The 17,536-nt window shown below is 67.4% G+C and carries 15 protein-coding genes; 7 read left to right on the top strand and 8 right to left on the bottom strand.

Translation table 11 applies throughout. The annotated features are described in order from the left end of the window. The 4 genes from VGV06_14765 to VGV06_14750 all read right to left on the bottom strand — a co-directional run. Nucleotides 1-197: TauD/TfdA family dioxygenase (locus VGV06_14765; GenBank protein HEV2056409.1), on the bottom strand; the 197-nt coding region annotated here is incomplete at its 3' end. Further along, a complete protein-coding gene (locus VGV06_14760; GenBank protein ID HEV2056408.1) occupies nt 191-937 on the bottom strand; it encodes a RidA family protein in 747 nt (248 codons plus the stop codon). The genes VGV06_14765 and VGV06_14760, both read right to left, overlap by 7 nt. A gap of 17 nt (nt 938-954) precedes the next feature. Beyond that, on the bottom strand, nt 955-2,559 hold the full coding sequence (locus VGV06_14755) for an ABC transporter substrate-binding protein (protein HEV2056407.1): 1,605 nt from the start codon (nt 2,557-2,559) through the stop codon (nt 955-957). A 55-nt stretch (nt 2,560-2,614) separates the two neighbouring features. Beyond that, nucleotides 2,615-3,775 carry a cobalamin-independent methionine synthase II family protein gene (locus VGV06_14750; protein HEV2056406.1) on the bottom strand — a complete coding sequence of 387 codons (1,161 nt, stop codon included), beginning with the start codon at nt 3,773-3,775 and terminating at the stop codon, nt 2,615-2,617. A gap of 173 nt (nt 3,776-3,948) precedes the next feature. Here VGV06_14750 and VGV06_14745 point away from each other — a divergent pair, with 173 nt between their 5' ends. Then, nucleotides 3,949-6,279, top strand: a complete 2,331-nt coding sequence (locus tag VGV06_14745; protein ID HEV2056405.1) for a xanthine dehydrogenase family protein molybdopterin-binding subunit — start codon at nt 3,949-3,951, stop codon at nt 6,277-6,279. Nucleotides 6,280-6,475: 196 nt separating this feature from the next. Here VGV06_14745 and VGV06_14740 read toward each other — a convergent pair whose 3' ends face one another. Then, the gene (locus VGV06_14740) at nt 6,476-7,474 is read right to left on the bottom strand and encodes an ABC transporter substrate-binding protein (GenBank protein ID HEV2056404.1); all 999 of its coding nucleotides are present in this window, start codon (nt 7,472-7,474) and stop codon (nt 6,476-6,478) included. Between the two features lie 285 nt (nt 7,475-7,759). Here VGV06_14740 and VGV06_14735 point away from each other — a divergent pair, with 285 nt between their 5' ends. Continuing rightward, nucleotides 7,760-8,932: an IS481 family transposase gene (locus VGV06_14735; GenBank protein ID HEV2056403.1), complete on the top strand. Its 1,173-nt coding sequence runs from the start codon at nt 7,760-7,762 to the stop codon at nt 8,930-8,932. A gap of 55 nt (nt 8,933-8,987) precedes the next feature. On the opposite strand, the gene VGV06_14730 is transcribed toward VGV06_14735, so the two are convergent. Then, a complete protein-coding gene (locus tag VGV06_14730) occupies nt 8,988-9,971 on the bottom strand; it encodes an ABC transporter substrate-binding protein (protein ID HEV2056402.1) in 984 nt (327 codons plus the stop codon). Nucleotides 9,972-10,480: 509 nt separating this feature from the next. Here VGV06_14730 and VGV06_14725 point away from each other — a divergent pair. Then, nucleotides 10,481-12,340: a 3-oxoacyl-[acyl-carrier-protein] synthase III C-terminal domain-containing protein gene (locus VGV06_14725; GenBank protein ID HEV2056401.1), complete on the top strand. Its 1,860-nt coding sequence runs from the start codon at nt 10,481-10,483 to the stop codon at nt 12,338-12,340. A gap of 2 nt (nt 12,341-12,342) precedes the next feature. Continuing rightward, the gene (locus tag VGV06_14720) at nt 12,343-13,362 is read left to right on the top strand and encodes an LLM class flavin-dependent oxidoreductase (protein HEV2056400.1); all 1,020 of its coding nucleotides are present in this window, start codon (nt 12,343-12,345) and stop codon (nt 13,360-13,362) included. Between the two features lie 20 nt (nt 13,363-13,382). On the opposite strand, the gene VGV06_14715 is transcribed toward VGV06_14720, so the two are convergent. Both VGV06_14715 and VGV06_14710 read right to left on the bottom strand, forming a co-directional pair. Beyond that, nucleotides 13,383-13,859, bottom strand: coding sequence for a type II toxin-antitoxin system VapC family toxin (locus VGV06_14715; protein HEV2056399.1), 477 nt, complete (start codon nt 13,857-13,859; stop codon nt 13,383-13,385). Then, complete coding sequence (locus VGV06_14710) at nt 13,856-14,083, bottom strand: plasmid stabilization protein (protein ID HEV2056398.1); 228 nt, start codon at nt 14,081-14,083, stop codon at nt 13,856-13,858. The genes VGV06_14715 and VGV06_14710 overlap by 4 nt, the downstream gene beginning before the upstream one ends. Nucleotides 14,084-14,209: 126 nt before the next feature. Between VGV06_14710 and VGV06_14705 the strand changes: the two genes are divergently transcribed. From VGV06_14705 to VGV06_14695, 3 genes are all read left to right on the top strand, one after another. Further along, nucleotides 14,210-15,136 (top strand): ABC transporter substrate-binding protein, encoded by a 927-nt coding sequence (locus tag VGV06_14705; protein HEV2056397.1) that lies wholly within the window; start codon nt 14,210-14,212, stop codon nt 15,134-15,136. A 238-nt stretch (nt 15,137-15,374) separates the two neighbouring features. Continuing rightward, the gene (locus tag VGV06_14700) at nt 15,375-17,291 is read left to right on the top strand and encodes an ATP-binding protein (GenBank protein ID HEV2056396.1); all 1,917 of its coding nucleotides are present in this window, start codon (nt 15,375-15,377) and stop codon (nt 17,289-17,291) included. Further along, nucleotides 17,288-17,536: response regulator (locus tag VGV06_14695; GenBank protein ID HEV2056395.1), on the top strand; the 249-nt coding region annotated here is incomplete at its 3' end. The genes VGV06_14700 and VGV06_14695, both read left to right, overlap by 4 nt.

The raw sequence follows: 17,536 nt of genomic DNA, 5'->3' as shown, positions 1-17,536 counted from the left end.
GTGACTTCGAGCGAGCCGAAGCGCCGGCTGAAGGCGGTCTGCGTGTCGTCGTCGAGCGGCTGTCCGCGGAAGACGAGGACGGAATGCTCGTCGAGGGCGGCGCGGACTTCCTTCCAGGCGGGCTCGTCGAGCGGCCGGGTGATGTCGACCCCGTCGAACTGGGCGGCGAAGTGCGGGGTGACCCGGGTTGTTACCATACAAGCTCGCGCGCGACGCCGCGCATGTCCATCTCGAACTCGAGCCCCTGGATGGGCGGGCGGCTTGGGAACCAGCGGATGCCGTGGATGGCGGCGGGGCCGGCCGGTCGGAGGATCTCGTCGAGGAGAAAGCTGTAGATGGGCTGGGCCGCGTAAATGTCGATCGTCGTCACGCGGCTCCACTCGCCGCCGAGGGCGCGCAGGCGCTCCTGCATGACGCCCATCACGAACCGCGCCTTCTCGCGCATGGCGTCCGGCGACGTGTCCCCGTGGCGCACGATGCCGTCGGGCCCCTTCGCGCGATCCCGCATCTCGCCCGCGCCCGCCACGATGAAGGTCGGCGACGGAGTGGCTCCGGGCGTCGTGTAGGCGAAGGCATACAGCGAAGGTTCCGCGGGCGCCGCCACGACCGGCGCCACGTTGGTCCGCGGAATGGGGTTGTCCTCGCCCACGAGGATGCTCCAGTCGGCCAGCAGCGCCCGGTAGCCCTCGTTGAACTTGGCGAACCCCTCGAAGGTGAACGCGGCCGGGCTCCGGAGCTCGATCCCGCAGAGCGCGGTCTTCGGCCGCTGCTGATCACGCAGGTGGCGCTCGATCCGCGTGAAGCCCTCGCGCCAGGGAATGGGCGTAGCCAGCGTCACGTGCACGATCTCGTGGCCGGGCATGGCGACCGTGCCCGACGAAAACGCGCTGATCCCGGGCAGGAAACGATAGTTACCGTTCGGACAGTCACGCAGCATGGAGGTTCCCTGGCTCTCTATTCGCTGAGCCAGATCGTGTCGAGCTGGCAGTTCAGGAAGTGGCTCGGCGTGATCGTCCAGCCGCGCACCTTGGACAGGTGCGGGACGATCCGATTCCACTGGAACGTGTGGATGAAGTGGACCTCATCATCGTAGAGGCGCTTTTCGAACGCTCGCAGATACTTCCGTCGCTCTTCCGCGTCGATGGCGCGGGACTGCTTCTGGTACAGCTCGTCCATCACCGTGTCCTTGTGCCGGCTGTAGTTCACCGGCGAGGTGGTGAGGAACCAGTGCAGGTCCATGTCGGGCTCGACGATGGAATTGCACGGGGCGTTCGTCGAGACCTCGAAGTCACCGGTTCTCTGCGCCGAGAACCACGCCGCCGACTCGAACACGTTCTGCTTGACGGTAACGCCGATCTGGCGCCACTGGTCGATGAGCCAGACGCCCACGGGCTCGTACGGCTGTGGCACGGCCCGGTTCAGGAGCGTGAAGGACAAGTTCTCGGCGCCGGCCTCTTTCAGCAGGCGCCGCGCCTCGGCGCGCGAGGCGTTGATGTCCCGGCCGTAGCCCGCCAGCTTGCCAAGCTCGTCCGGCGGCGTGGCCCACGGCGTCCCTGGCACCTGGATACCGGCCACGTCTTTCACGATAGCGATCCGAGAGAGCGCCTTCGAGCCCTCCCAGCGGTCGAGGGCGAGCGTAAGCGCCCGGCGCACGCGCTTGTCTTCGAACGGCTTCTTTTGCTGGTTCATCGCCACCTGAATCGAGCAGTTCCACGGGCTCTCCTGGACGGTTATCTTGCTGCCGAGCGCCGCCACGAGCGTGTCGCGCTGCGCGGGGGTGAAGCCGCGGAACTGGATCATCGCCCGCTCGCCTCGGATGGCCGCCACCTGCGCCCCGGCGTCCTGAATGAAGATCGCGCGGTAGCCGTCGAGGTAGGGCTTGCCCTTGTCCCAGTAGTCCGGGTTCTTCTTGCCGATCCAGTGCGAGCCCCGCACGTACTCCACGAACTTGAACGGGCCGGTCCCCATCACGTTCTTCTCGTACCAGTGCGAATCCTTGGCCAGGATGTCGGCCTTGTAGATCCAGTTCCACGGCGAGGCCACGCTGGCAATGAAGGAGCCCTCCGGCCACTTCAGACGGAAGATGACGGTGTCGGGCCCAACCGCCTCGACCGCCTCGACAACCTTGTACTGCTCCTGGCGGCTCGAGACGACACCGGGCCCCGGGAAGATGATGTGATCGTAGGATGCCTTCACGTCCTTGGCGGTCATCACGCTGCCGTCGTGGAACTTCACGCCGTGGCGCAGCTTGAACGTATACGTGCGCTTATCGGCGGAGACGGTCCAGGACTCGGCCAGGTCGCCGATGAACTTTGTGCCCGTCTTGTCGAAGGGATCCACCCGCAAGAGGGTGTTGTAATGGGGCGCGCCCGGGTGGAGCATCGCGAACGTCTCTTCCCGGTGGGCGTCGAAGCTCGGCGGCTCGGCGGCGACCACGAAGACCAGCTCGCCGCCGTAGCGCGGCTTGTCCTGGGCGGAGGCCTCCCGTGACGGTCCGAGCGCCGCGATGATCGCGACGCAGGTGAGGATCCACAGTAATCGTGTGACGCGCTGCCTCATTGGCGACCTCCGATGATGTGAAAGGGTGCCGCGTACGATATCACACCCCGGCGCGTCACCCCCAGAGCCGCTTGGTGGCCAGGTCCGCGCCTTCCCGAAGGCTACGGAGCTTGGCCCACACCACGCTCTCCTCGACGAGCTGGGAGCCGGCGAAGGTGCCGAAGCCGCAGTCGACGCCTGCGAGGACGCGCGTCCGGTCGCCCACGGCCTCAGCGGCCGCCACGATTCGGTCGGCGACGACCTCGGGGTGCTCCACGACGTTGGTCGTGGAGTCGATGACGCCGGGCAGGAACAGCATCTCGTCGGGGAGCGGATGGCGGCGGAACGCCCGGAGCTCGTGCTGGTGCCGCGGGCTGGCGAGCGGCAGGGAGAGCGCGCCGACCCGCGCGCGATAGATGATCGGCAGGAGCGGCTCGAGCGGCACGTCGTGGGTGTGGGGCCCGTCGTAGTTGCCCCAGCAGAGGTGCAGGCGCACGCGGTCCTTCGGGATGGCCGCCACCGCCTCGTTGATGGCGTCGACGTGGAGCGCGACGGCGTCGAGGAAGCGGTCGAGGGGCTCGTCCTGGAAGAAGCGGGCGCGCTCCATGGCGAGATCCGGGCAGTCGAGCTGGAGCACGAACCCGCGACTCACGATCAGCTCGTATTCCTTGCGCATCTCGCGGGCGAGCGCCCGCACGTAGCGCTCGTGCGAGCCATAGTAGGCGTCGAGCATGATGGTGGCGATGACGCCCGGGGAGGCTGCCGTCATGAATGGCTCGGCGAACGCGGTCCGCTCGGCGGCCGCGCAGCGCTGGAACAGCTCGCACTCGGCCACGGCCTCGCTGAGGTCGGTGTAGGCGACCTCGGCCACCGCCTGGGGCGCGTCGTTGATGCGCGCGGCGCCCGTTCGCATGCGGGAAAGGCGCGCCATGTAGTCCGGGTGCTCGGCGATGTCTCGCGACATGCGCCGCTTGCTCTCACCGCCGAAGCCGCGCATCCGCTTGGCGGGGTACGTCGAAAAGCCGACGCGCGGCTGCTCGCCGTCGTTGCCGACGTCGATGCCCGCCTCGATCTGTTTCTTCACCACATGGCGCACGGCGGCCTCGGCCTCGTGGGCGAGGGCGGCGCCGTCGACGACCTCGCCGCGGTCCAGGCGCACGAGGAGGTCGCGAAGCGCCGGCGGACGCGGAAGACTGCCGACGTGGGTGGTCAGGATCCGGTGCTCGCTGCGCTTCATACCGTCTCCTCGCAGGCTGCTGAAAAACTCGTAGGCTGCTCAAAAAGGTCCAGATGCGAGGCGGCGCCCGCCGGCCGCACGCGAGGCGTACTCCCTGTACGTTGAGCGTGCGGCCAAGGGCGCCAACGAAGCAGATGGGCCTTTTTCAGCAGCCTGCTTGAGGAGGAGCACGGATGGGGCAGTACGGCATCGGGCAATCGGTCAAGCGGTTCGAGGACCCCCGCCTCGTGCGGGGCGAGGGCAGATTCCACAACGACGTCAACCTCCCCGGCCAGGCCTACGTGGTCGTCGTGCGGTCGCTCCACGCTCACGCGCGGATCCAGTCCATCGACACGCCCGCGGCCGCGGCCGCCCCCGGTGTCCTCGCGGTCTTCACCGGGGCTGACCTGGCGCGGGACGGCCTCGGCACGATGAAGATGACGCTGAAGCGCAAGCGCCCGGACGGCTCGCCGATGTGGGCGCCGCCGCACCGCGGGCTGACGCAGGACCGCGTCCGCTACGTGGGTGACCCCATCGCGCTCGTGATCGCTGAGACCCTGGCCCAGGCCGAGGACGCGGCGGAGATGGTTCGTGTCGAGTACGAGTCGCTACCGTCGGTGACGTCGACCGCGGAGGCCGTCGGCGGCGCCCCCGTATGGGACGAGTGCGCCGACAACATCTCGAACGTCTTCGAAGTGGGCGACAAGGCGGCGGCAGAAGCCGCCTTCGCGCGCGCGGCCCACGTCGTCCGGCGCCGCTACGTGATCACGCGCGTGCACGCGCAGTACATGGAGCCCCGCGGCGCGCTCGGCGTCTACGATCCGGGCGAGGACCGCTACACGCTCCACGCCGACGTCCAGTATCCGCACCGCGTCAGGAACGCGCTCGCGAGCAACATCTTCCAGGTGCCGGAGCACCAGATCCGCGTCATCGTGGGCGACGTCGGCGGCGCCTTCGGCACCAAGGGCTGGCAGTACCCCGAGCACAAGCTCGTGCTGTGGGCGGCGCGCAAGCTCGGCCGGCCCGTCAAGTGGCAGTGCGAGCGCCGCGAGGCGATCCCGGCCGACGAGCACGCGCGGGACAACGTCAGCGAGGCCGAGCTGGCCCTGGACGCCGACGGGCGCTTTCTCGCCATCCGCGTCCGGACGCTTGCCAACGTCGGCGCCTACATCTCCTCCGACCGCAACCTGCTCGCGACCTTCGGCAACGTGGTCACGGTGGTCGGCGTCTACGCCTTCCCCGCCGCCCACGTGCAGGTCCTGTCCGTGCTGACCAACACCAGCTCGACGGCGCCGTACCGCGGGGCCGGCCGGCCCGAGGCGACGTACGTCATCGAGCGCCTGATCGACGACGCGTCGCGCGAGCTTGGCATGGATCGGCTGGAGCTCAGGCGGAAGAACCTCATCCCCGCCTCGGCGATGCCGTACAAGACCGCGCTCGGCACGACGTACGACTGCGGCGAGTTCGCGAAGAGCATGGAGAGGGCGCTCATACTCGCCGACGTCGCGGGCTTTCCAGCCCGGCGCGACGCGTCCCGCCGGCGCGGCGCGCTGCGCGGTCTCGCGGTCGTCAACGCCATCGAGCGGGCGGCGGGGCCCGCGCCCGAGTTCGCCGAGATCAGGTTCGCCCCGAGCGGGAGCGCGACGGTCTTCATGGGCACCAAGAACCAGGGGCAGGGGCACGAGACGACGTTCAAGCAGATCCTCCACGAGCGGCTGGGCCTCGACCCCGCCGAGGTCCGCTACATCGACGGGGACACGGACCGGGTCGCCTTCGGCATGGGGACCATGGGCTCCCGCTCGACGGTCATCGGCGGCACCGCGCTCTGGACGGCCGCCGATAAGATCATCGCCAAGGGAAAGAAGATCGCCGCGCGCCTGCTGGAAGCGGCCGAGGGTGACATCGCCTTCGCCGACGGCAAGTTCAACGTGGTGGGCACGGACCGGGCCGTGGCGATCAAGGAGGTCGCACGGGCCGCCTTCGTGCCCGCCCAGCTGCCGCCAGGCCTCGAGCCGGGGCTCTACGAGACGGGCACCTTCGCCCCCAAGACGGACACGTGGCCCAACGGCTGCCACGTCTGCGAGGTGGAGGTGGATCCGGACACGGGCGCCGTCACGCTCGCCAGCTACGCGATCGTGGACGACGTGGGCACGGTGATCAACCCGCTCACGCTCAAGGGCCAGATCCACGGTGGGGTCGCGCAGGGTGTGGGCCAGGCGCTGATGGAGCAGGTCGTGTACGAGCCGGAGTCGGGCCAGCTCCTGACCGCGTCCTTCATGGAGTACGCGATGCCCCGCGCCGACGCCTTCTGCGACGTGCGCATCGAGAGCAGCCCGGTGCCGACGAAGCTCAACCCGCTCGGGGCCAAGGGCGCGGGAGAGGCCGGCACCGTCGGCGCGCTGCCCGTCGTCATCAACGCGGTCATGGACGCGCTCGCGCCGCTCGGCGTCCGGGAGCTCGACATGCCCGCGTCCAGCGAGCGCGTCTGGGCGGCCATCCAGGCCGCGAAGCGCGACCGGCCTTAGCGGAGATCATTCAGGAAAGACGCAGCCGTGCCCGGCGCGACAGGGCCCGCCCGCCTCGCGCGTGGACAACTCTAAACCTGCATCGTCGGCCTCCGCCGCTGGTACGCCAGTTTGTGGCAACGTCGACGCTCAGCGGCCGGGAGGCGAGCATCGCGGGCCTCCGGTCCGCTGAAGCGTGATGTTGGGCAGCCCACCATTACTCAAGGATGTGGTCCGCTCGTAGCAGAAGGGACGGCGGGATCGTGAGACCGAGCGCCTTCGCGGTTTTCAGGTTGATCACCAGCTCGAACTTCGAAGCCTGCTCCACTGGAAGATCGCCGGGCTTGGCGCCTTTGAGGATCTTGTCCACGTAGATGGCGGCCCGCCGGAACTGGTCAGCAAGGTTCGGCCCATAGGACATGAGGCCCCCGGCCTCCGCGAACTCCCTCTGCACATACACGGCGGGCAGCCGGCTCCTCGCCGCCAGAAGAACGACCTGACTTCGAGGACCAAGGAGCACGGGGTCCGCGGCCACCACGACCCCGTTGGCGCGCTCGCGGACCATTGCAGCGAACGCGCCCTCGAATTCGTTGCGCCCCCGAACCTCTACGGACTGGAATGTTACGCCCAGCTTCCGGGCGGCACTCTCGACCGCGTTCTTGTAGGTTCCCGCACCCGGAGGGACAGGATTCCACAAAAAGGCCACGCGAGAGACTCGTGGGGCAGCCTCCTTCAAAAGCTCCAGATTTTTCCCGATGATTTCGGGAGTGGGATCGTTGGCGAATCCCGTGATGTTTCCCCCAGGCCGTGCTAGGCTCGCGATGAACCCCGCGCCCACAGGATCTCTCGATACCGCCATGACGACCGGGATCGTCGCCGTCGCTTGCTTGACCGCAGCGATCACCGGATTCGCTCCCGTCACGATGACGTCGATGTTGAGCCGGACGAGCTCCGCCGCGAGGGCGGGGAGCCGCTCTTGCTTTCCCTCGGCAAACCGCCGCTCAAACACTATATTCCGCCCCTCCACGTAGCCGAGCTCTCGCAGCCCCTCGTCCAGCGCCTTTGTGAGGTGCTCCATCTCATTAGGCGCCGCGGTCTGGATGAAACCGATTCGGTACACCTTCCCAGTCGGCTGCGCGTCGGCGGCGAGTGGTGCGGCGAGAAGCAGAAGGATGACGGCGGTGGCGAGCCGGGTAGCGGTGTGCCTCACCACCATCCGTGCCCCACTAGGCAATCCACCGCCACCGAAGAGGAGCGCTTGAGTCGTCATTGTCGTCGCGCACGTCATTTGTCTGCCCAACGCCACGCGTCAGGCGCGGGAAACAGCCGCAGCGAGGGACGAGCGGAGGCTGTTTCCCGTCGCCTGCACGCGATTGTTAGGCCAGCGCCCGGTACGGTCCGGGGACATGGGTGACAGTTTAGTCCAGGGACATGGGTGACAGTTCGCTAACACTGAGGCACCCCGGGAGGTGCCCAGATGCCGTGGAACGAGGTGTCACCCATGGACCAACGCGTTCGCTTCATCGCCGACCTGCAGCGGAAGTACCTCTCGCTCTCCGAATTGTGCCGCCACTTCGGGGTCAGTCGGAAGACCGCCTACAAGTGGATCGAGCGGTACGAGGCTGATGGCCCCGCCGGGCTGGTGGATCGATCGCGCCGGCCGCATGCCTGCGCCCATCAGACGCCGGCGAGAGTCGTGGAGGCGCTGCTCGAGTGCCGACGCCGGCACCCCACCTGGGGGGCCAAGAAACTGCTGAGCATTCTCTCCCGACGTCACCCGGATTGGGCATGGCCCGCGCAGAGCACGGGCAGCGAGCTGCTCAAGCGGCACGGCTTGGTGACCGGTCGGCGGCGGCGGCAGTATCCGGGCCATCCGGGCCGTCCCATGACGCCGATGGACGCGCCCAACGCCATCTGGACGGCGGACTTCAAGGGGCAGTTTCGGACGCGCGACGGGGCGTACTGCTACCCGTTGACGGTGGTGGACGGCTACAGCCGGTACCTGCTCGGGTGCCAGGGGCTCAGGTCGACGGCCATCGACCTCGCGCGGCCGGTCTTTCAGCGGCTGTTCACGGAGTACGGCCTGCCGCGGATCATCCGGACGGACAACGGGGTGCCCTTCGCGACGACGGCCCTGGGGCGCCTGTCGACGCTGTCGGTGTGGTGGATCCGGCTGGGGATCACTCCCGAGCTGATCGAGCCGGCGCACCCGGAACAGAATGGCCGCCACGAGCGCATGCATCGGACCCTGAAGGCGGAGACCACGCGGCCGCCCGGCGGCAACTTGCCGGCGCAGCAGAAGCGCTTCAACGCCTTCCGGCTCGAGTACAACGACGAGCGGCCGCACGAAGCCCTGAACCAGGAGCCCCCGGCCTCGGCCTACGCACCGTCGGCGCGAGCGCTTCCTGCGACGCTGGCGCCGATCGAGTACCCGGGACACTTCGAAATGCGTCTCGTCAGTCGCAACAGCGGCATCCGATGGAAGGCGCACTGGGTCTGCGTCACCCACACGCTGGCCGGCGAGTACGTCGGCCTCGAGGAAGTGGGCGACGGGCTGTGGGATGTATACTTCGGGTCGTGCAAGCTCGGACGCATGGACGAGCGGCGCCTGAAGATCGAGGATCACAAGGGCCGGTGGGTTCGCAAGACAGTGTCACCCATGTCCCTAGACTGATGTGTCACCTATCTCCCCGACCGCTCACGCTGTCTGCACCATTGGATGTACGCCATCACTCGACGACGTGATCTGCCCGTAGCAGCAGCGACGGCGGAATCGTTAGGCCGAGCGCCTTTGCGGTCTTGAGATTGACCACGAGCTCAAACCTGGTGGGCTGCTCGACGGGGAGGTCGGCGGGCTTGGCGCCTTTGAGGATCTTGTCGACGTAGAAGGCCGCCCGTCGATACAACGCCGAGAGGCTCGGCCCGTAGGCGATGAGGCCGCCATCGTTCACGAACTCTCTCAGTCCGTACATCGTTGGCAGCCGAGAGCGGTTGGCCAGGTCGATGAGTTCGCGCCGACCCTGAATCGTCAGGGTGTGGGCGAACGCGATCAGCGCGTCGGCGCGGTGGCTCGCCATGGCGGCAAACGCGGCCTCGAAGTCGCCCCGCACTCGCACCTCGATCGGCTGCAGCGTGATGCCGAGCGCTCGGGCAGCAGCCTCTGTCCGGCTGAGCTCGAGGGCGTAGACGGGGTCGTCGGGATTCCAGAGCGCAGCAACCCGGGTGATCTTCGGGAACGCCTCCCTGAGCAGTTCCAGTCGCTTGGCGCTCAGGTCGGGAGACATGAAGGACAGACCTGTGAGGTTTCCACCGGGTCGAGCGAGACTGGCGATGAGCCCGGTGCCGACTGGGTCGCCGCTGAAGGTCATAATGATGGGGATCGTGCCCGTCGCCTGCTTGACAGCGCGAGTCGCTGGTCCTCCGGTAGTCACGATGGCCTCCACCTTCAACTGGATCAACTCGTTCGCGAGGGAGGGCAGTTGCTCGTCACTGTTCGTGAAACGCCACTCGATTGTGAGGTTCTGTCCTTCCACGTAGCCAAACTCGCGCAGACTATCTCGGAACGCCTGTACGAGTGGGGCCGACGGTCCGCCGCCCTGACTCAAGTAGCCGATACGGTGAACCTTGCCCGCCTGCTGCGCGTCGCCGGCGAACGGCGCGGCGAGCAGGCCGAGGGCGACGGTGACAACGAGCGTGAGCCTCCTGCCAACCATCTCGCCTCCCGTCGCTTGAACTTTCATTCGTATCGCTCCTGAACTGGATCCGCTGCCTCTCGACCGTCCTCGCGAAGCCTAACTAGAATTCGGTGGAACTGCATAGCGCCGTGTACCAAGCGCGCGGCGACAGCGTAGCACGGCGGTGCCGAGCATGGCCCGTGGGTAATCTCGCACCAGAAACGCGGGTTTCGCCGGCAAGCGCGGGCCGTCTGACGCCTTGCTATGCAAACCTCGGATATACGATATGCGAGGTCTGTGTTTCCAGTGGGGGAGCGGGCTCGGCGTCATAGGGCCGTCATCCGATCCGGACGCGGTCGAAGAGTCGACGCGCGCGAGAGGGGCCACGCAGGCATACCGGACCCCGCTGCTCGCCCTAGCAGTCACGGTGTGGAGAATAGCTCCTTCCCGGGCCGGGCTCAAGAGCGTGGAGGAATCGATACAGCGATCGCCCCGGCGGTTTGACCCGGCCCTCGCGATCTGGCACGATCAGCGCCGAGGGAGATGCCATGAAGCCATTCGTGATCAACCGCTACGGCCGCATCGTCTTTCCGTTCAACTTCTTCCCGGAGCTCGACTTCTCCATCTTCCAGACGCTCGATCAGTTCGCGGCCGTCATCAAGCGCGACTTCGAGGAGAAGGCGCCCAGCGAGGCCGACATCGTCGCGCGCGTGGAGTCCCGGGGCTACAAGGGCCGCTACGACGTCCTGCGCGACCTCGCGCTCCACCTCTTCTGGGTCAACCGCTACGCGATGACCATGTACGAGAAGCGCCCGACGCGCTGGCGCGACGTCCCAAGGCAGCGCGACGATGTCTTCCTGCCGGTGTTCGCGGCACGGGACAGCGCCGAGATGACGGCCTCGATCGAAGCCGCCTACCGGGCGCTGCCGCCCACCTGGGACGAGGGGACCGAGGACAAGGTCTGCCGCATCTTGCTGGACCTCTTCCGCCACAAGAAGGGAGCCGGCGACGAGCTGCCGGCGATCAAGCCGACGGTCGGCGAGATCCTCGCGAACCCGAAGAACCTGACCTACCACCTGCTGGCCTACGACCCGGACTACCCGGGCTACGGCCAGGACGACATCATCGAGTTCGCCCACGGCGTCCCCGAGCTGGAAGCGCTCATGCGGCAGGCGATGGTCCTGCACAACCAGTACCGCTGGGACCGCGCCAAGACCCGCCTCACCGAGGTGGGCCAGCTCCACGACGACGACTTCGTGGTGGTCTTCCACCCGCGCGGCGACGACGTCCTGCGATTCATCCGCCGGGTCAAGGGCGTGCATCGGGTGCAGCCTCGCCGGCCCGCGCCGTCGGAGTCGCGCCAGCCGATCCGGCCCTACCCGCCGCTCGATGTGCGCGCGCGCTTCACGGTCATGCCGCGGCTCGAGGCCGTCGCCGTCTACAAGGGCGAGCGCCCCTGCACCAACGACGACCTCGTCCGCAACGCGGCGTACTGCTGGTCGCCCATGACGGTGGAGGAGATCCGCCACAAGACCGGCATCGAGCAACGCCTCTATACCGAGCTCGATCTCGACCAGATGGCCCTCCTCGCGGCCCGCCGCGCCCTCGAGAAGTCCGGGCGCAAGGCCGAGGAGATCGGCGCGGTGCTGTTCTGCTCCTGCACCAGCTCCAAGATGATGCCGTCGCTCGCGACCTGGCTCTCCGGCCAGCTCGGCATGTTCCAGACCCACGCGTCGTGCGACATCGTGGCGGCTTGCGCGGGGCTGCCGTACGGGCTCAGCGAGGCGGTGCGGCTGCTCCAGGAAGTCGAGCGGCCCATCCTGGTCGTGTGCGGGGAGAAGTTCTCGGACAAGATCGGGACGGTGCGGACCTCGCGGATGATCTTCGGCGACGGCGCCGCCGCCCTCGTGATCGGTCCCGCGCCCGCGGGCACCGCGCCGGATATCGAGGTCCTGCAGACCTACGCGAGCGGGCCCATGTCGGAGGTGGACTCGATCATCTGGCCGAATCCAGAATTCGACAACAACATCACGGTCTACGGGCCCGAGGTCCGTGCGCTGGTCAAGCGCTACCTGGGCCAGATGCTGGACGAGCTCCGCGCCCTGCCGCATCCGGACGGACTCGCCGGCGCCTCCCTCCTCGACGCGGTCGACCTGATCGTGCCGCACCAGGCCAACAAGACCATGGTGGTGAACTTCGCCCAGGCGGCCGGCGTCGCGCCCGAGCGCCTGTACTTCAACATCGAGCGCGTCGGCAACACGTCCTCGGCCAGCATCCCGATCGCGCTCCATGATGCAGTCCGGGAGGGTGTGATCACCCGGCCGATGCGGGTCTTCGCGCCGGGCTTCGGCGCGGGCGCCGTGGGCGGCTATGCGGTGCTCCGCGTCGATCCCGCCGTCGTGGCGTAGACGTGAAGCTCGGAATCTACCTGAACGCGCAGCACCCTGCCGGCGACGACCCCGCCCGCCGCTTCGCCGAGACGGTGGAGCAGGCGCGGCTGATCCGTAGGTTGGGGTTCGACTCGATCTGGGGAGGGGAGCATCACGTTACTCCGGGATTCCACTACTTCCCCCTCCTACCGATGCTCCAGCGCCTCGCCGCCGAGGTCGAGGGAATGTGGGTGGGAACGAACCTGGTCCTGCTGCCGCTCCACAATCCGGTCGAGCTGGCCGAGGTCGGCGCCTTCCTTGACGTGATCACCGGCGGGCGGTTCATGCTCGGTGTCGGGCTCGGCTACCGGACCGAGGAGTTCGCCGTCTTCAAGGTGCCGATGGCCGAGCGCGTGAGCCGCCTCACGGAGGGCGTCGAGATCATCCGTCGCCTCTGGACCGAGGACCGCGTCACGCACCATGGACGCCACTGGCAGCTCGACGACGTCAGCATCCATCCGCGGCCGTTGCAGCAGCCACGGCCGCCGATCCTGGTCGGCTCGCAGGTGCCCGCCGGGATCGCGCGCGCGGCCCGCATCGCAGACGGCTGGCTGGTGGTGCCGATCCCCACCGTGGACGAGTTCGCCGCTCAGGCGGGTACCTTCTCCGCGGCCCGGACCGCGGCGGGTCTACCGCCGAGCCCGCACATCTGTCGTTTGCTCGAAGTTGTATGCGCGCCCGACGAGGACAAGGCGGTCCGCCGCGCAGCGCCGTTCCTGCTGGAGAAGTACTCCGCCTACCTGTCGTGGGGCCTCGCCGGCATCACCATCGATCCCGCCGCAAAGCCCGAAGACCAGCTGCGACGCTTGGCCAAGAACCGGTTCGCCCTCGGCTCACCCTCGCAGGTAATCGAAGCCCTGCTCGCCCAGCACAAGGCCGGCGTCACCCACGCCACCATGCGGGTGAGCTGGCCCGGGATGCGGCAGGACGACATCCTGGCGGGGATCGAGCTGCTCGGGCGCGAGGTCCTGCCCGAGGTCCGGCGCCGCGCGCTACTTTGAGGCCCGAGGTGGCCCCGAGGTCAGTTCTTGACCCGGACGCCGATTCGCCCCGCCGCCTGCTGAAGTCGCTTGTCGGCAGTCGCGATAGGGGCGGCGTGCGAGACAGCGAGCGCGAGGTAGAGGCAGTCATAGACCGGATGCCCGAGGTCGACGGCCAATCGAGCGGCAGACGGTAGGAGCATCGCCGAAGGCGTCCAGGCGATTCCCAGGGCAAGCAAATTCGTGATGGCCTGCTCGACGTCCGCCCGCTCCATCTCATGACGACGGAGCTTCTTCCACCATGCGTTGGCGGCCTCGACGGCCATCAGGTCCGGAGCGAGCAGAGTAGAGTCGCCTTCGAGCAGCTCGTCGGCTCCGGACCTGTCGGCCTCGTTGGCGAACCACAGAAATGCGATCGAGGCGTCGACGACGATAGGCTCCGAGATCGCCGAAGTGTATCGCGAGCCGCGCTCGCGCATGCGGCGGGCGGGCGCCCTCGCGGCTCTGCGTGGCGTCATCGCACCCGGTCTTCCCGGATCAAATCCACTCCGCTGGAACGGTGGGGGCGTTGGCGGGCGCGAATGGCCGCAGCCCGCGCGGCAATCTCCGCCCGGCTCACCCGCGTGCCGTCGGCGAGGACTCGCCGCGCCTCCTGCTCGACCGATACACCTCGAAGGCGGGCCTGCAGCCGCAGCCGCTCGGCCACCTCGTCATCGAGATTCCGGATGATGATTGTCGCCATAGTGTCGATATCGTCTCATGCTAGCAGCGATATCGCAACATGCTATCAGTCCGCCCCGGGGTGAAAGGCTGCCGGAAGTCCGGCGCCGGACGTCGGCCGCTTCCTCTACACTAGCCTCAGATCGAGATGCTCAAGCTCCTAGCCATCGTCCTCGTCCTTGTCCTGTCGCCCGCGGCTTTTGCCAGCCCGGCGGCCGCGGGCCGCGTGGCCGTCCTCTTGAGTGCCAAGGTCAGCGAATACGAGGAGGCGCTCAAGGGCTTCAAGGAAGCGGCGCCTCACGAGATCGTTGCCGTGTACGACATGGACGGCGACCTTGATCGCGGCCGGAAGCAGCTGGCCGAGATCGAGGCGAAGGTCAAGCCGGACCTCATCTTTGCCGTTGGGATCTGGGCGCTGCAGGTCATTGTCAGCCGGCCGACCCCACTCCCCGTCGTGTACGCGATGGTCCTCAACCCGCCAAGCGTGATCGGAGCGGGGACCAAGAACGTCACGGGAGCGAGCATGAACGTCCCCGTGGAGCAGTCGATCCGGCTGTTCAAGCAGCTCGGGCCGCAGATCAAGCGCATCGGCGTCATCTTCAATCCCGCCAAGACCGGTTACCTGGTGAGACGCGCGCAGCTCGTCGCCCGTGACGAGGGCCTCGAGCTGGTCACGCGGGAGATCAACTCCACCAAGGAAGTCATCGGCGCGCTCGAGTCGATCCAGGACGGCATCGACGCCTTGTGGATCGTGCCGGACGAAACCATCCTCTCCCAGGCCGTGGTTCAGCAGATGCTCCTGTTCTCTTACCGGCGGAGGATCCCGCTGCTCGGGCTCTCGGACCGCCACGCGCAGATGGGCGCGCTCTTCTCGCTCTCGTTCGCGAGCGGCGAGGACATCGGCCGCCAGGCGGGAGAGCTGGCTCAGGCGATACTCACGGGCCGCGCGGCGGCGGACGTCCCGTACACGACCGCGCGGAAGCTCTTCCTCACCGTCAACCTCAAGACGGCGCAGAAGCTCGGCCTCGAGGTCCCGCAGGCCATCCTGACGCGGGCCACGAACGTGATCCAGTGATGCGATGAAGACGCGGCTGCGGTTCCGGGGCTTCTCCAGCTTTCGGGCGCGGATCTTCTGGTCCGTCGTCCCCATCGTGGTGTCCTTTCTCGTCTTTCAGGCGTGGATGAATGTCCGAGAGCATCGGCGGCTCGTGACGGAGGAGTTCGAGAAGCGGGGTCGAGCGCTGGCCTCGAACCTCGGCTTCGCCAGCGAGCTCGGAGCCTTCAGTGAGGACAAGGAGCTCCTGGCGGTAGTGATGCGGGGCGCGCTCAGGAATCCCGATGTCGTTTATGTGGTCATCCGTGGCGGGGACGGGCGCATCCTCGCCAGCACCGGCCGTCAAGGTACCATCGAGACACAGCCGGGAGAGGCGCCGAACGACCGGCCGCTATCGCGACACGTCGAGCGTGCCGGCCAACGATTCATCGAGTTCCTGTCTCCGATCGTGTCCGAACAGGTGCAGACTCCGGACGAGCTTTTGATCGGGGCGCGTGGCCGACCTGGGAGTGCGGACCAGCGCGAGAAAGTCATCGGTGGCGTCACGCTTGGTCTCTCTCTCGCAGGCGTCGAGGATCAAGTGCGCGGCCTGGCGAAACTCTGGGGCGGTATCACAGCCGCGTTCCTCGTCGTCAGCGCCTTTGTCATCTACTGGTTCTCGCGGCGCATCACGAGCCCCGTCAAGCAGCTTACCGAGCAGGCTCAGAAGATCGCGGAAGGGCATCTGGACGAGCAGATCGCGGTGAAATCGCGGGACGAGATCGGGCAGCTCGCCACCGCCTTCAACCGCATGACGGGATCGCTGCAGGTCACCATGAGCGACAAGGAGCACGCCCTGCAGGAGCTGCAGGAGCTGAACCGGACGCTGGAGGACCGCATTCGCGAGCGGACCGTCGAGCTCGAAGAGCGAGGCGTGGCGCTGGAGCGCTCGCTCGACGAAGTGCGCGCCATGGGGGATATGAGCCGGGCGATCGGGTCGTCACTGGACCTCGCGGAGGTTTTGAGCACCATCTCCACCCATGCGCTTCGGCTCGCGGGCACGGACGCCTGCGGCATCTTCGAGCTGGATGCGGCGCGCGAGCGCTTGGGGGTGGTCGCCTCGGTGGGCCTGGACAGGAACGTGCTGGAGATGCTCGAGCGGGCACCGATAACCGCGGGGGGCGGGTCGAGCGCCGGCCCGATCGGCCGGGCGCTGGCGAGTGGACAGACTGTCCAGGTTCCTGACATTGCTGGCGCCACGCTGGCAAGTAGGGATGGATATTTGCAGGCCGGCTTCCGGGCGCTTCTCGCCGTGCCGATGGGGAACGCAGGCGTGTCGCATGTCATGGTGGTGTACCGGCGGGAACCGGGACGGCTCGACGAAAGGACCGTGGAGCTGCTGACCACCCTCGCCAACCAGTCGCGAGTGGCGATCGACAATGCGCGGCTCTTCAAGGAGCTCGCGGACAAAAGTCGTCAGCTCGAGGCGGCAAGCCGCCACAAGTCCGACTTTCTCGCCAACGTGAGTCACGAGCTTCGCACGCCCATGAACGCGATCCTTGGCTTCAACGAGTTGATCCTCGACCAGGTCTATGGGGAGATTCCCAAAGGGGTGCGGAGACCGCTCACCGACATTCAGCAGAGCGGCAAGCACCTGCTCCGCCTCATCAACGACGTGCTGGATCTGTCCAAGATAGAGGCCGGCCACATGAAGCTTGCTCTCGGGGAGTACTCGGTCCCGGACGCCGTCGAAGCCGTTCGAGCGTCTCTTGGATCCCTCGCCGTGGAGAAGGGCCTGGAGTTCGTGACGGCTGCTCCGACGGGGCTTCCGCTGGCGTACGGTGACAGCAAGCGCATCATGCAATGCCTCACGAATCTGGCAGGCAATGCGCTCAAGTTCACCAAGCAGGGGCGGGTCGAGATCGCCGTCGAGCGGCTGGATGACACGCTTCGCTTCCGTGTGTCGGACACCGGGATCGGCATTTCCCCGGATAATATCGCGGGCCTGTTCGCGGAGTTCCAGCAGGCCGACTCGACGATCGCCCGCGAGTTCGGGGGAACCGGGCTCGGGCTCAGCATCACCAAGAGGTTCGTCGAAATGCACGGGGGCCGGGTGTGGGTAGAGAGCGAGGTCGGCATCGGATCCACGTTCTATTTCTCGATTCCATTGCGCCTAGAGGCGGGGAGAGCCGCATGACAGCCAAGACTATCCTGTATGTGGAGGACAACGAGGTGAACCGGAGGCTGGTTCAGGATCTCCTGATGCCCACGACCTACCGGCTGATCGAGGCGACCGACGGCGAATCCGGCATGGCCATGGCACGGCAGGAGCATCCGGATCTGATCCTGATGGACGTTCAGCTTCCCAAGGTCTCCGGCATCGAGGCCACGCGCACGCTGCGGGGCGAGCCGGCCACGGCCCACACCCCGATCATCGCGATC

The sequence above is a fragment of the Candidatus Methylomirabilota bacterium genome (genome assembly GCA_035936835.1).
Lineage (GTDB): Bacteria > Methylomirabilota > Methylomirabilia > Rokubacteriales > CSP1-6 > AR37.
The sequence above is the reverse complement of the archived record's forward strand: the minus strand, read 5'-3'. Positions and strand labels throughout refer to the sequence as shown.

Excerpts from the sequence above, each read along its gene's own strand:
- VGV06_14760 (HEV2056408.1), bottom strand. The coding sequence starts at position 937 with ATGCTGCGTGACTGTCCGAACGGTAACTATCGTTTCCTGCCCGGGATC.
- VGV06_14755 (HEV2056407.1), bottom strand. The coding sequence starts at position 2,559 with ATGAGGCAGCGCGTCACACGATTACTGTGGATCCTCACCTGCGTCGCG.
- VGV06_14750 (HEV2056406.1), bottom strand. The coding sequence starts at position 3,775 with ATGAAGCGCAGCGAGCACCGGATCCTGACCACCCACGTCGGCAGTCTT.
- VGV06_14745 (HEV2056405.1), top strand. The coding sequence starts at position 3,949 with ATGGGGCAGTACGGCATCGGGCAATCGGTCAAGCGGTTCGAGGACCCC.
- VGV06_14740 (HEV2056404.1), bottom strand. The coding sequence starts at position 7,474 with ATGGTGGTGAGGCACACCGCTACCCGGCTCGCCACCGCCGTCATCCTT.
- VGV06_14735 (HEV2056403.1), top strand. The coding sequence starts at position 7,760 with ATGGACCAACGCGTTCGCTTCATCGCCGACCTGCAGCGGAAGTACCTC.
- VGV06_14730 (HEV2056402.1), bottom strand. The coding sequence starts at position 9,971 with ATGGTTGGCAGGAGGCTCACGCTCGTTGTCACCGTCGCCCTCGGCCTG.
- VGV06_14725 (HEV2056401.1), top strand. The coding sequence starts at position 10,481 with ATGAAGCCATTCGTGATCAACCGCTACGGCCGCATCGTCTTTCCGTTC.
- VGV06_14715 (HEV2056399.1), bottom strand. The coding sequence starts at position 13,859 with ATGACGCCACGCAGAGCCGCGAGGGCGCCCGCCCGCCGCATGCGCGAG.
- VGV06_14710 (HEV2056398.1), bottom strand. The coding sequence starts at position 14,083 with ATGGCGACAATCATCATCCGGAATCTCGATGACGAGGTGGCCGAGCGG.
- VGV06_14705 (HEV2056397.1), top strand. The coding sequence starts at position 14,210 with ATGCTCAAGCTCCTAGCCATCGTCCTCGTCCTTGTCCTGTCGCCCGCG.
- VGV06_14700 (HEV2056396.1), top strand. The coding sequence starts at position 15,375 with ATGCGGGGCGCGCTCAGGAATCCCGATGTCGTTTATGTGGTCATCCGT.